Annotated in this window: 10 protein-coding genes; 6 read left to right on the forward strand and 4 right to left on the reverse strand. The window is 63.0% G+C overall.

Going from position 1 to position 13,644, the window contains the following annotated elements; translation table 11 throughout:
* Positions 1-218 precede the first annotated feature (218 nt).
* From I6L48_RS12100 to dedD, 5 genes are all read left to right on the forward strand, one after another.
* Entirely contained in the window at positions 219-2,345 is a 2,127-nt protein-coding gene (locus I6L48_RS12100; protein ID WP_113070089.1) for a FimV/HubP family polar landmark protein, read from the forward strand.
* 166 nt (positions 2,346-2,511) lie between these two features.
* Positions 2,512-3,321, forward strand: coding sequence for a tRNA pseudouridine(38-40) synthase TruA (gene truA / locus I6L48_RS12105; RefSeq protein WP_042880093.1), 810 nt, complete (start codon positions 2,512-2,514; stop codon positions 3,319-3,321).
* 119 nt (positions 3,322-3,440) lie between these two features.
* The gene (gene accD, locus I6L48_RS12110; protein WP_010675139.1) at positions 3,441-4,304 is read left to right on the forward strand and encodes an acetyl-CoA carboxylase, carboxyltransferase subunit beta; all 864 of its coding nucleotides are present in this window, start codon (positions 3,441-3,443) and stop codon (positions 4,302-4,304) included.
* 2 nt (positions 4,305-4,306) lie between these two features.
* Complete coding sequence (gene folC / locus I6L48_RS12115) at positions 4,307-5,566, forward strand: bifunctional tetrahydrofolate synthase/dihydrofolate synthase (protein ID WP_216987271.1); 1,260 nt, start codon at positions 4,307-4,309, stop codon at positions 5,564-5,566.
* Between the two features lie 179 nt (positions 5,567-5,745).
* Positions 5,746-6,552, forward strand: a complete 807-nt coding sequence (gene dedD, locus I6L48_RS12120; RefSeq protein ID WP_069785214.1) for a cell division protein DedD — start codon at positions 5,746-5,748, stop codon at positions 6,550-6,552.
* 105 nt (positions 6,553-6,657) lie between these two features.
* On the opposite strand, the gene I6L48_RS12125 is transcribed toward dedD, so the two are convergent.
* From I6L48_RS12125 to I6L48_RS12140, 4 genes are all read right to left on the reverse strand, one after another.
* Positions 6,658-7,002: a TusE/DsrC/DsvC family sulfur relay protein gene (locus I6L48_RS12125; protein ID WP_039038798.1), complete on the reverse strand. Its 345-nt coding sequence runs from the start codon at positions 7,000-7,002 to the stop codon at positions 6,658-6,660.
* A 122-nt stretch (positions 7,003-7,124) separates the two neighbouring features.
* On the reverse strand, positions 7,125-9,266 hold the full coding sequence (gene yccS, locus I6L48_RS12130) for a YccS family putative transporter (protein WP_113070091.1): 2,142 nt from the start codon (positions 9,264-9,266) through the stop codon (positions 7,125-7,127).
* Between the two features lie 264 nt (positions 9,267-9,530).
* Positions 9,531-10,187, reverse strand: coding sequence for a Bax inhibitor-1/YccA family protein (locus I6L48_RS12135; protein ID WP_216987272.1), 657 nt, complete (start codon positions 10,185-10,187; stop codon positions 9,531-9,533).
* Between the two features lie 163 nt (positions 10,188-10,350).
* A complete protein-coding gene (locus tag I6L48_RS12140; protein ID WP_225159966.1) occupies positions 10,351-11,289 on the reverse strand; it encodes an AraC family transcriptional regulator in 939 nt (312 codons plus the stop codon).
* 130 nt (positions 11,290-11,419) lie between these two features.
* On the opposite strand from I6L48_RS12140, the gene I6L48_RS12145 reads away from it, so the two are divergent.
* Complete coding sequence (locus tag I6L48_RS12145; protein ID WP_113070093.1) at positions 11,420-13,576, forward strand: TonB-dependent siderophore receptor; 2,157 nt, start codon at positions 11,420-11,422, stop codon at positions 13,574-13,576.
* The last annotated feature ends 68 nt before the right edge of the window (positions 13,577-13,644 follow it).

Here is a 13,644-nt window from a genome sequence, read left to right on the forward strand (position 1 = left end):
ACCCACTCTCCGGTTTTTGGAATACCGTGTGATATCAGTGGACTAGGTTTTTTTCTACACTCTGGTTCGCGTCTGGGGCTGCTTTCTGGTCGCCGCCGGGCGCGAAATATGTCGGATCGCTGGCTTGAGACCGGCGCCTGATTTATATTGAGCCGATTGTTTTGGGGTAACTATCCAGATTTTTCAATGTGATAGGGCCGTCATACGAAGGAACGAATATGGGACATTCCCGCATAACGCTGGCAACGCTACTCGCATTGGGGCTTCTGGGCACGGTTCAGGCCGAAGAGGGGGCGCGAGAACCCTTCTTTGTCGAACTCAAGGGACCGGATGGCTCACCGCCCCCCGCGGTGCAACCAGAGCCCCGGGCCCAGCCCGTGGCGCCCGTCACCCTGCCCAGAGCCCAGCCCATCGTGCGTCAGGTGCCTGCTGCGTCGGCTGGCAGTTATGGTCCCGTGCGTCCCACCGACACCCTCTGGAGTCTGGCGAGCAAGCATCGCCCGTCCAACCGGGTAAGTGTCTACCAGACCATGGTGGCCATCTATGACAAGAACCCCCGAAGCTTCGCAGACGGCAACATCAACCATATTCTGGTGGGTTCCCACATCCTGCTGCCCACCGCCGCAGAGGCGGGGCGCATCACGGATGCCGAAGCACGCCGTCGCTTCAACAGCGACAACGCGAGCTGGAAGGGGCTGAGCCCCAAATACCTGGCCAACAAGCAATCCCACGTCGCCCAGCCGGTGGCGAGCAAGCCTGCTCCGGCCAAGCCGACTGTGGTGGCCAAGAGCACACCGCCCAAGGCGGCGCCGATCCCGGCGGCACCCAAGGCGACGGCTCCTGCCCCCGAGGTGAAGGAGACCACCAAAGCGGTCGTCTCCACTCCCGTGGTGGTGAGCGCTGCTGCGAGCAGCGCCGTCAGCACGGCGCCGGCGCCCCTGCCCGCCACTGCGGTGGGCAAACCCTCCACCGAGATGGCGCTGGCCCTGGAGGATGCCAACGCCCAGCTCGGCCAGGTCACCGAGATGAACCACAGGCTCAAGCTGCGTCTGCAAGCCCTGACCGAAGAGGTGGAAACCCTCAAGGCCCAGTTGCAGGATCAGACCGCCCTGCAAAAAGAGGTGGCGGAACTCAAGGCCAATCCGACGCCTCCCGTGGTGGCGCCGGTGCCCAAACAGAGCTGGCTGATGGAGCTGCTCTCTTCGCCGCTCAATCTCGCCATGATCATCCTGCTGCCGGTGCTCCTGGTGCTTGCCCTGGTCACGCTCTGGCTGCGTGCTCGTGCCCGCCGCGAGCTGGAAGAGCAGGAGAAGAGCCTCTCCGAGTCGACCTCCATGGTCATGGGAGACGAGAACAGCGAGTTTGATCAGTTGATGACGGTGGGCATCGCGGATGACGAGCCCCTCCATGGCATGCCGGATCTCAACGAGCCGGAAGTGAGCAGGAAGCAAGATGGCGCCAGTGCTGCCGCCGATATCATCTTCCGGGATGACGAGACGGCGCTCTCCGCTTTTGATGTGGAGCCTGCGGTGACGACGGCGAACCGGGATCCGGATCTGGTGCCCGAGCTGGATCTGGCCCACGAGGGGGACTTCGATCTGCCCGTGGTGCCGGAACTCGATCTCTCCGACGAGCCCACCTCCTCTGCTCGTGGTCATGACGAGATCATGACCGAGGAGGAGCTGCAGGCCGCTCTGTTTGCCGAGCTGGACGCGGATCTGGAAGCGGATCTGGCCCAGGCCCAGGAGGAGAGCCGCAGCCAGCGTGACGAGACACTGGCCAACTTCGATCTGAGCGATCTAGAGACCGGGTTTGGCGAGCCGACCGACGATGAGCTTGCCACCAAGGCGCCGCACATCGACGAGACGGGGTTTGGCAAGGACGATGTGGACGACATGCTGGCCGAGCTCGGGCTGGAGCCTACCAAGCCGACGGCGTCCGAGTGGGATCCCAGCGAGCTGGCCCTGGCGGACTTCGAGGATGCCTTCGCCGAGGTGGAGTCCCATCAGGGGGAGGTGAAACCCCGCGAACAGGTGCAAGACAGCGACTTCGTTGAAATCGACAAGCTGCTGGCCGATGCCGATGCCAGCAGCACGGAGCAGGAACCCTATCAGGGCTTCTCCCTGGATGTGGGGCTGGACGGTTTCCCCGAGGTGCTGCCGGAGTCCAACGGCTTTGATGTGGATGCCGATGACGGCGGGGTGGGGGCCAAGCTGGATCTGGCCCGGGCCTACCTCGAGATCGACGACAAGGAGAGCGCCCGTGAGCTGCTGGAAGAGGCGGTGGCCCAGGGCAGCGAGCACCAGCGCAGTGAGGCGCAGAAGCTGCTCAAGCGCCTGGGCTAGGCAGGCCCTTGTCATCCATGCACCAGAGAGGGCAGCCCGCGGGCTGCCCTCTCTCTTTGGGGGCCCCGCACCGCGGCCTCGCCCGGTCTGGGACTTTTGAGCCCGAGCGCGTATAATCCGCCCCGTTTCTTTCACTGCATCCTTTCATCAGAAGACACCGTTACCCATGCGAATTGCCCTTGGTATTGAATATGACGGCAGCCGGTACTTCGGCTGGCAGCGCCAGCGCGAAGTGATCAGCGTTCAGGAGGAGCTGGAAAAAGCCCTCAGCCGCATCGCCAACCACCCCGTCTCCATCCAGTGTGCCGGTCGCACCGATGCGGGGGTGCATGCCACCGGCCAGGTGATCCACTTCGATACCGAGTCGAACCGCGCAGAAGGCGCCTGGACCCTGGGGCTCAACTCCAACCTGCCCCCTGACATCGCCGTGCGCTGGGTCAGGGAAGTGGACGAGCATTTCCATGCCCGCTTCAGCGCCACCGCCCGCCGCTACCGTTACGTCATCTACAACCACAACTACCGCCCGGCGATCCTGAGCCAAGGCGTCAGCCACTACCACGAAGCCATCGATGCGACGCTGATGCACCAGGCGGGCCAGAGCCTGCTGGGGGAGCATGACTTCAGCACCTTCCGGGCCGTCGCCTGTCAGTCCAACACCCCCTGGCGCAATGTGACCCACCTGTGTGTCAGCCGTTCCGGCCCCTACATCGTGCTCGACATCAAGGCCAACGCCTTCCTGCATCACATGGTGCGCAACATCACCGGCTCCCTGCTGCTGGTGGGGCAGGGGCTTCAACCGGTGGAGTGGATTGCCGAGGTGCTGGCGGCGAAGGATCGCAACCTGGCGGGCCCGACCGCCAAGGCGGGCGGCCTCTATCTGGTGGATGTGGATTACCCGGCCGAATTCGGGTTGCCCCGGCCGCCCCTCGGCCCGCTGTGGCTGCCGGACTCGGCACCGGGTACGACCAGTTTTTAGTAACTGGGCCCGAAAATTTGTGGTTTAATGATCCGTCGTTTATTGCCATCGAGCCGTTAAGTCATTGAACAATCAAGGCTCGATGTGTTTTGTCAGGCACAAATGCATTAAGGAATTCCATGAGCTGGCTTGAGAAGATCCTTCCCAAGAGCAAGATCACCACACCGCGTCGTCACAACATTCCGGAAGGGGTGTGGACCAAGTGTACTGCTTGCGAACAGGTGCTCTACCGGGCAGAGCTGGAGCGCAATCTCGAAGTGTGCCCCAAGTGTGACCATCATATGCGCATCAGCGCACGTGCCCGTCTCGAGAGCTTCCTCGACGCCGAGGGACGCAGCGAAGTCGCGGCCGAGCTGGAGCCGCAAGACATCCTGAAATTCAAGGATTCCAAGCGCTACAAGGATCGTTTGTCTGCCGCCCAGAAAGAGACGGGCGAGAAGGATGCGCTGGTGGTGATGAAGGGCACCCTCAAGGGGGTACCGGTCGTCGCCTGTTCATTCGAGTTCTCCTTCATCGGGGGCTCCATGTCCTCCGTGGTCGGTGCCCGCTTCGTGCGCGCCGTCGAGGAGAGCATCAAGGAGGGCCGCGGCCTGGTCTGCTTCTCCACCTCCGGTGGTGCGCGGATGCAGGAAGCCCTGTTCTCCCTGATGCAGATGGCCAAGACCAGTGCGGCCCTAGATCGCCTCACCAAGGCGGGCCTGCCCTTCATCTCCGTGCTGACCGACCCCACCATGGGTGGCGTCTCCGCGAGTCTGGCCATGCTGGGTGACATCAACGTAGGCGAACCCAAGGCGCTGATCGGCTTTGCCGGCCCCCGCGTCATCGAGCAGACCGTGCGCGAGAAACTGCCGGAAGGCTTCCAGCGCTCCGAGTTCCTGCTGGAGAAGGGCGCCATCGATCTCATCATCGACAGGCGCGAAATGCGCAACCGTCTGGCCGGTCTGCTGGCCAAGCTGATGAACACTCAGGTCATCGAAGACTGAAGATGAGTTCACACATGCAACAATCCCAAAGCCGGTCGCTGGTCGACTGGCTTTCTTATTTGGAGCAGATCCACCCGGCCAACATCGACATGGGGCTGGAGCGGGTCGGCACGGTTGCCCGCCGAATGGGCCTCACCGAACTGCCGTTCAAGGTGATCACGGTGGCGGGCACCAACGGCAAGGGCTCTTCTTGCGCCATGGCGGCCAGCATCCTGATGGCCGCTGGCTACCGGGTCGGTGTCTACTCCTCCCCCCATCTGCTGCGCTTTACCGAGCGGGTGCGCGTCAATGGCCAGGAGCTGGCTGATGGCGATCACTGCGCGGCCTTTGCCGAGGTGGAAGCCGCCCGGGGCGACATCGCCCTTACCTTCTTCGAGTTCGCCACCCTGGCAGGTCTGTGGCTGTTTCGACGCGCCGCGCCCGATGTGCTCTTGCTGGAAGTGGGGCTGGGGGGGCGGCTCGATGCCACCAATGTGGTGGAGTCCGACGTCGCCCTGATCACCTCCATTGCCCTGGATCACTGCGACTGGCTCGGGGATACCCGGGAGGCGGTGGCGATGGAGAAAGCCGGCGTCTATCGCAAAGGTAAACCCGCCATCAGCGGGGAGCCCAATCCGCCGTCGACCATCGCCAGCGAAGCGGCGCGCCTCGGCGCCTGCCTGCGTCAGGTCGGCATCGATTTTCGTGGTGACGAGCATGAAGGTGACTGGGATTATCACGGCCTGCACCACTGGTCGGGATTGCCCAAACCGGCCCTGCCGCTGATGAATGCGGTCACCGTGCTGGCGGCCCTGGAGTCCCTCGGTCTGCCATTGGCGGAGTCCGCCATCCGCGACGGCCTGGCCAATGCCCGCCTGGCTGGCCGGATGCAGCAGTTGCAAACCTCGCCGCTGGTCATCGTCGACGTGGCCCACAATCCCCACTCTGCGGCCTATCTCGCCAGCCAGCTGCGTCAGCGCCCCGGCAAGGGCAAGCGCCGCGCCGTGGTTGGCATGCTCAAGGACAAGGACATGGCGGGGTCGCTGGCCGAGCTTGACGGTCTGATTGACGAGTGGTTCCTGGCAAGCCTCCACGGCCCGCGCGCGGCCACGGCCGACCAGTTGGCGACGGCCCTTGGCAGCGGCCGGGGCGCGGCGCTCACCTTTGCCAGCGTGGGGGATGCCTACGGCGCCGCCTTGGCCGCATCGAGTCCTGACGATATGGTCATTGTGTTCGGCTCGTTTTACACTGTCGCCGACGTGCTGGCTCTGGGCTCGGTCTGAGCCGTTCGCTCCCCTGGCTCCGTCAACGTGACGACGGGCCGGGTTTTGCACTGGATAATCCCCTTTCAGGCCAAGTGGGTGGCGAGGGACCCGGCTTCGCCAGCCGGCGTGAGGGGAGGCGTTCTTTGCGAAGTGTGCAAGATTGCAATGGATCCTAAGTAACATGGGTGGAAATTAACTTGGCTTCGAAGTTTCAAAACAGATTGGTGGGGACCGTCATCCTGGTCGCCCTGGTGGTCATCTTTCTGCCGGACCTGATGGACGGCAACAAGCTGGAGCAGAAGGACGAGGCCTTCGCCAAGATCCCCCTGCGTCCGGAGCTGGAGCCCGCCAAGCCTGCGCTTCAGGTCTCGGCGGCGAGCACCCTGCCGGCCGAGCATCTGGCGAGTCAGCAGCAGGCCTCTGCCGCGACCCAGTGGCAGGTAGAGGAGATTGGCGATACCGTGACCCTGGCCAATCAGGGGGGAGCCAATCCAGCGGGAGCCAGTCAGGCTCCCATCACCCAGCAGCAGCCGGTACAGGCCGTGGCGCAACCCAAGCCCCAGCCCAAACCCGAGCCCAAGCCGGAAGTGATCGCCAAGAAACCGGTGGAGCAGCCCAAACCCAAGCCGGTGCCAACCAAGCCGGTAGAGGTGCAAAAACCGGTGGAGGCCAAGCCACAGGCGGGCCAGATCAAGACCATGGATGATCTCATCGCGAGCAAGATGGCCCAGCCGACTACGGCACCGGCGGCAGCAGCCCCGGCTCAGGGGAGCTGGATCCTGCAGCTTGGCGCCTTCAAGAATGCAGACAGCGTCAATGCCCTGGTGAGCAAGCTGAGGGCGGCGGGCTACTCGGCCCAGACGTCGCCGAGAACCCCGGTGCAGGGGCAGATCAACCGGGTCTTCATCGGGCCGGATGTCTCCAAGGCCAAGTTGCAGGGCATGCAGAGCCGGATCAGCCAGATGACGGGCTTGAGCGGCTCCGTGGTGGCATACAACCCCTGACAGGACGATGAAATGAAAAGACCGCGCCTCATGGCAACATGGGCGCGGTCTTTTTTTGTGTCCAACACGGGGGAGGCAGTGTGGCTATCGGGCTGCCGAGGAGGACTAGATGCACTTCACCGGCTTGGGGAGGCCTGCGATCTTGGTGGCCTGCTTGGCGGGGCCTTCCGGGAATAACTTGTAGAGGTAGCGGCTGTTGCCCTTCTCCGGGCCGTACTGCTTTTCCATCGCCTTGACCAGGGCGCGGATGGCGGGGGAGGTGTTGAACTCCAGATAGAAGGCCCGCACGAAACGCACCACTTCCCAGTGGGGATCCTCCAGCACTATCCCCTCTTTCTCGGCCAGCACCAGGGCCAGCGCCTCGCTCCATTGCTCGCTGTGGCGCAGATAGCCCTGGGCATCGGTCTCGATGAGTTGGCCGTTGAACTGCAAATGGTGTGGCTCGGACATGACGCTTCCTCGAAAAGGCTATCTCAATGGGGCGGGCATGGTAGCGCCTTGCGTCCCGTCCGGCAACCGGGGCGGCGCTTGGCGCCTGCCTCGGGTGGGACTGGCCCGGCGGCTATGTCCGGCTAGGTTCGCCCCTGACCTGTCAGCAACTGGCCGTCGTTGGCCAGCACCAACAGCTCGTCTGCCAACTGGCTGATGAGGGAGAGCTGCTGGCTCAGCATCAGCTGCTCCTCGCTGCTCTCCGGAGCGATGGCCGGACAGGCTCCCGTGAGTGGCGTCGGCATCTGCCCCGCCAGGTGATCGGCGGCCTGCTCCAGGGTCTGGCTGATGTGGCGGCTTATCTCCTCCAGCCCCTCGATGGGCTCGAGTTTGTCGCGATGGGCCCCGAGCGCCGAGATATAGGAGAGCAGGGCATGGTTGCGCCAGGTGAGGGTAAAGCAGAGATCCAGGAAGCGGCGGCGCTTACTCGGCTCCACCAGCATGCTCTGCCAGGCCATGGCCAGCTCGCTGTCGGCGAGGTGGGCACACTTGCGGGCCACCCGGTAGTCCAGGGATTCATCCCGTTGGCGATGCAGGCTGGCGAGTACCGCCGAGAGGTACTTCGCATTGGCGGACAGGGAGTTGGCGATAAGGGTCGGCAACCGCTTGTATTGCCAGTCGGGCCAGAGCCAGGCCACCAGGGCGTAGGAGAGCAGGCAGCCGAGCAGGGTATCGAGCAGGCGGGGTCCCAGGATGGCGAAGCCGATGCCATCCAGCAGGTTGAACGCCATCAGCACGTAGAGGGTGATGAAGCAGACGGCGGCGCTGTAGTTGCTGCGCACCTGGGTGAAAAACAGGAAGGCGGCCAGCCCCATGATCCCCAGTTGCAGGTGCAGCTCGGGGAAGAACCAGAGCACGGGCACGCCGATGAGGATACCGGCAAAGGTGCCGAGCATCCGCTGCACCAGACGACGGCGGGTGGCGCTGTAACTTGGCTGGCAGACGAACAATACGGTGAGCAGGATCCAGTACCCCTTGTCCAGGTGAAACGCTTGCAGAATGCCATAGCCCACGACCAGCCCGAGGGAGAGCCGCAGGGCATGGCGAAACACCATGGAGTTCGGGGTCAGGTGCTGCCTGAGCAATGCCAGCAGGGGCAGGGCGACCGGCCGTGCCAGGGGAGGCAGGCTGGTGGGGGGGGCTGCGGGGTTTTGCAGCTCTTCGGCGCTTTGCAGCAACTGGTTGATGCTGGCCAGGTTGCGACGCAGGAACTTCATCGGTGTCAGCAGGGTCTTGGGGTAGTGCTGCTTGAGGTGGGTGAACTCCAGCTGATCGCCGAGGGCCTCCAGGGTCCAGTGAATGCGTTTGTGGTGGGTGTAGGGCTTGTGCACCAGGATGGCGTAGCCAAGCTGCTGACAGGCGTCGGCAAGCTGTGACAGCACCTCCTGGAAGCCGTCGAGGACGATGCCCTGCTTGAGCTCTGCTTCCAGCTTGCTGTAGGGGTAGTGGCTGGAGGTAGCCCGCTCCTGGATCTCCAGGGCAAGCAGGTAGAGGCGCAGCAGGCCCGCGAGCTCGGGGGCAACTCCGTGGCGGCCGGGGGCATGAAGACGGGCATTGAGCGCCGTCTTGGCCTGGTTCAGGGCATTGACCAAGTTGATGTTGAGCTGGGCCAGATTGTGGCGGATGGCCTGGGCGCCGTGTTCGTCGGCCGGGAAGAAGCGAGATTTCTCCTGCAAATAGCGGGCGAGGGCGAAGTAGCTCTGGGCCAGTTGCTCGTGCAGGGTCTTGTAGGGCAGCAGCCAGAGCCAGACCAGGGACACCAGGCCGTACCAGAGGGCCCCGGCGCACAGGGCCAGCGGCTGATAGAAGAGATCCGGCGCCTTGGCGGCCCCCAGCATGGTGTAGATGGCAATCAGCAGGGAACCAAAGCTGATGGTGGCGTAGCGCTGGCCGAGGGCGCCCACCATCACGAAGAGGAAGGTGGAGCCCGCGAGCCCGATGGCAAAGAGCCAGGGTGTGGGGAAGAGATACTGCACGCACAATGAGGCGAACAGGAAGCAGAGCAGGGTCATGGCGAGGTTCTTGACCCGGCCCCAGAGGCTGTCGTCGGTCTCGGCGATGGCGCCGGCCACCACCCCGAGGGAGAGCAGCACGGTGAGCTGGATGTCACCGGTTGCTAGCGCGAAGGCGAGCAGCCCCGCGATGGCGAGCAGGACCTTGAGGGCGAAATAGATGTGGCTGTCTGTCAGCAGCCGGCGCAGCAGGCCGGAGAAATCCATCGGCATGCTAGGCACCACCCTTGAACGAGGTGAAATCGATGTGGCTGTCGGTCAGCAGACGGCGCAATAAACCTGAGAAGTCCATGGGCATGGGATGAAGGCAACCCTTGAGCGAAACGAAAGCGACAGCATAACCTGTCGATAACGAAACGGCCCTGATTTGGATCAGGGCCACTTCGCTTCATATCCTTGATTTGCAACTTATCCTGACAGAAATGGGCGCCAATAAAAACCCCGCCGAAGCGGGGTCTTGTGCATATCAAGCATCCATCAGTTGCGGTTGCCGCCAAGCAGGCTCAGCAGGCTCAGGAAGATGTTGTAGATGGAGACATACAGGGTGACGGTGGCAGAGATGTAGTTGGTCTCGCCGCCGCGCACGATCTGCTGGGTGGTCAGCAGGATGGCGCCGGAGGAGAAGAGCATGAACATGGCGGACAGGGCCAGGCTCAGGGCGCTCATCTGCAGGAAGATGTTGGCGACCATGGCAACCAGCAGTACCCAGAACCCGACGAACAGCATGCCGCCGAGGAAGGAGAGGTCCCGCTTGGTGGTCAGGGCATAGGCAGACAGGCCGAAGAAGGTGAGCGCAGTACCGCCCAGCGCCGTCATCACGATCTCGCCGCCGCCATTGTTCATGTACATGTTGATGATGGGGCCGAGGCTATAGCCCAGCAGGCCGGTCAGAGCGAAGGTGAACACCAGCCCCATGCTGTTGTCACGGTTCTTCTCGGTCAGGAACATCAGACCGTAGACACCGATGAGGAACACGGCCCAGTGCAGGGGCGGCATGTTCATGACGGTCGCTACCCCGGCTACCACGGCTGAGAAGCCAAGAGTGAGGGAGAGCAGCATGTAGGTGTTGCGCAGCACCTTGTTGGTGTCGCGCACGGCACCCTGGGTGCCAGTGTAGATAGAACGGGTATCCATCTTGATGTCCTCTTGATTTCCGGGGTGAAGCGACCAAATGTGCTTCGTTAACGCATTGTATGCACTGAATGTGTGGATGACGAGCGCTGATTTCAAGCGTCACCCCACCTGCGTAGAGCCTACTATCCCAGAGCAAAGATGTATTGCGCATGAACAAGGAGGCTCAAGGCATTGCAGAGGGCGCCAGCTCCTGCTCTTTACCCTGTCTGGCGATCCGCGTCGGAGAGAAGCCGAACTGCTTTCTAAACGCCGTGATGAAATTGGCCACATGGTCATAGCCGGCGTGGGCGGCGGCCCCTTGCAGAGAGAGGCTGCGCGCCTCCAGCCTGGCCCGCGCTTCTTGCAGCTTTCGCTGGCGAAGGTAGCGCTGCAGGCTCATGCCCAGCTCTTTTTTTGCGGCTCGCTGCAAGGTGGAGACGCTCATGCCGAGGGTGGCCGCGATCTCGGTCAAGGTCATCTCGTCCACTTTTTCATCCCTGAGCAGCATCTTGAGGCGTGTCGGTTGCTCGTTCTGGCGCTGGCAACAGGGGGAGGCGGCTTGCTGGAGGTTGGTCATCAGGCTCTCCCAGACACTGAGGGCAAAGGCCTTGCGCATCAGCATCTCGGAGGCGTTCTGGCTGCTGGTGAGATTGAGCGCTTCCGCAATCTGTCCAAGGGCCGCGGGCAGGGTCCAGTCGACGCGGCTCAGATGGCGGCTGAAGGTCTGTGCGAAAGCCTTGCGATGCGCCTGTACCAGGTTGTGGGCGAGCCAGGTGTGGTCCAGGGAGAGGACGATGCTGCGGCTGCGCACCTGGGCTTTGGCCACCCCCTGCACGATGTCGGGCTCGGTATAGAGGATGGCGGTTGCCACTATGGGGTCGGACTCGTGGAAGCGGCACCCCTTGAGCCTGTGAGTGGCGCCATAGGTCATCAGGGCCCGGCTCTCGAGGGGAATGGCGATGATCAACTGCGGCGGCAACTCCCGCTCGGTGGCGAAGTCTGCCTTGTGAACGATGTCCTTGTTGTGAAAGCGAAGACCCTCCTGGATCACCAGGTTCTCCACCCTGCCGGTGAAACGGCCTCGCTGGCGTGCGCTGGTATCCCTTGCCACTGTGTCAGTCATGTGCAATTTGACCATGTCGAAGAGTGAAATGACCACACCGCAAAACTGCGGCGGAAGATGGAGTGATATATTAGCCCCCGGAAAATTAAATGAAAATGATTATCATCTCTATCTTGGGGTCACTGTTACTATGGTTGTCTTGAAGGATAAAGCGCGAAGCCCGCTGGCGCTGGCCATCTCTGCCGCTCTGGCCGTCACCGTTGCCGCCCCGGCAGGGGCACACACACCGGACATCAAGCCGGACGAAACCCTGGTCGTCTATGGCAATCCACTCTACGGGATGTCGCCGTCGGAGGAGACGGGAGGCTATGGGGTCGACTCGGCCACCGTCGGCACCAAGACGCCGGCGGCCCTCAAAGACATCCCCCAGTCGATCACCGTGTTGACCAACGACTACATCGAGGAGCGCAACTTCGTGGCGGTGGACGATCTGGCCAAGTTCACGCCGGGTCTGCGCACCCTGGTCAACGACAGCGGTCGCTCCTCCATCTTCTCCCGCGGCTATGAGTACGACGAGGTGAACCTCAACGGCCTGCCATCGCCCATGCAGAGCAAGTACGGCACCCTGCCGTCGCTGGCGGCGGTGGATCGGGTGGAGATCATGCGGGGGCCCTCCGGCCTCTTCAACAGCACCAGCGAGCTGGGGGGCGTGATCAACATGGTGCTCAAGCGTCCGACCGACGCCTTCAAGGGCTCGGTCACGGCGCGCTATGGCAGCTGGGACAGGCATTACCTGGAGGCGGACATGGGGGGCGCACTCAACGACGAGGGTTCCCTGCGCGGTCGCGTCGTGGTGGCCAACGCCGACATCAAGAACCAGGTGGACTACAACAACAACGACAACGGTACCTACTACGGCACCCTGGAGTTCGATCTCTCGGATCGTACCCGCCTCTCCGTCTACGCCCTGCACCAGACCAAGGACATCCTGCCCACCAACGGCCTGCCGGCGTACAAGGACGGCTCCCTGCTCGACATCGGCCGCAGCACCTACCTGGGGTCGGCTGAAGACTTCTTCGACGCCGACACCACGGATGTGGGGGCCTCGCTGCAACACGCCTTTGCCAACGGCGGGGTGGGTCAGGTCTCGGCCCGCTACATGGATCACGACATGCGGCTGGAGCAGACCTTCACCAACGGCCCCGTGGACGCGGCGGGCAACACCGGGCTGATGTTCAACGGCCAGGGGAACCAGCAGAAGAACATGGCCTTCGATGCCAACTACAGTCAGATGTTCGATCTGTTGGGGCACAAGAGCGAGTTTGTGCTGGGCTCCGACTACAAGCGCTACGAGTCGGACATCCAGACCTACACCAACCGCAACCTCGGCAAGATCAATGTGTTCGATTTCGACCCGACCCGTGTCGCCAAGCCGGACTACAGCTACACCAAGAATGACCATGAGGAGCAGTCGGAGCTCGGTCTGTATGGCAAGGTGACCTGGCGTCTGCTGGAGCCGCTCGCGGTGATCACCGGGGCCCGCGTCTCCTGGTACGATCTGGATGCCGTCAGCACGACCCTGAGTTCCGGAGCCCAGAGTGGCGAGTCCAGTGCGTTCAACGGCAAGCTCACCCCCTACGCGGGGGCCGTCTATGACCTGAGCGACGAACACGCCTGGTATGCCAGCTACTCCAAGGTGTTCAAGCCCCAGACCAGCCAGGACGAGAGCGGCAACCTGCTCAAGCCCCGGGAGGGCAGCCAGTGGGAAACCGGCATCAAGTCCTCGCTGCGTGACGGCCTGCTCAACACCCGGGCGACCCTCTTCCTGATGAAGGACGACAACATCGCGGCCCAGGCCTACGACGATCAGGGCATTGCCATCACCAACACCTACTGGGCGACCGGCAAGGTGGAGACGCAAGGGGTGGAGCTGGAGGCGAGCGGCTATCTCAGCCAGAACTGGATGGTGATGGCCGGCTATACCTTCACCGACATCGAGGAGAAGGCCGGGGATCACAACCCGAAATTCGACACCATTCCCCGTCACGCCCTCTCCCTCTGGACCGACTACCACCTGGCCGACTGGGTGCAGGGGCTGCACCTCGGGGCAGGCATGACGGCGGTGAGCGACTACGGCTTCAACCAGAAGGGGGTCGAGACCCATCAGGGGGGCTATGCCCTGTTCGATGCGGCGGTGCGTTACGAGATCAACGACAGGATGCAGGCGACCCTGAACCTCTACAACCTGCTCGACCGGGAGTACTTCTACCGGGTCGGCTCCACCAGCACCTTCAACATGTACGGCGAGCCGGCGAACCTGATGGCAGGCTTCACCTACAAGCTGTAACAACCGACGACAGCAGGGCCTGCGGGCCCTGTTGTCGTCTCTGTGCGCCGCCCTACGGGGGATCCCCA

This window comes from Aeromonas sp. FDAARGOS 1418 (genome assembly GCF_019048585.1).
GTDB classification, from domain to species: domain Bacteria; phylum Pseudomonadota; class Gammaproteobacteria; order Enterobacterales; family Aeromonadaceae; genus Aeromonas; species Aeromonas caviae.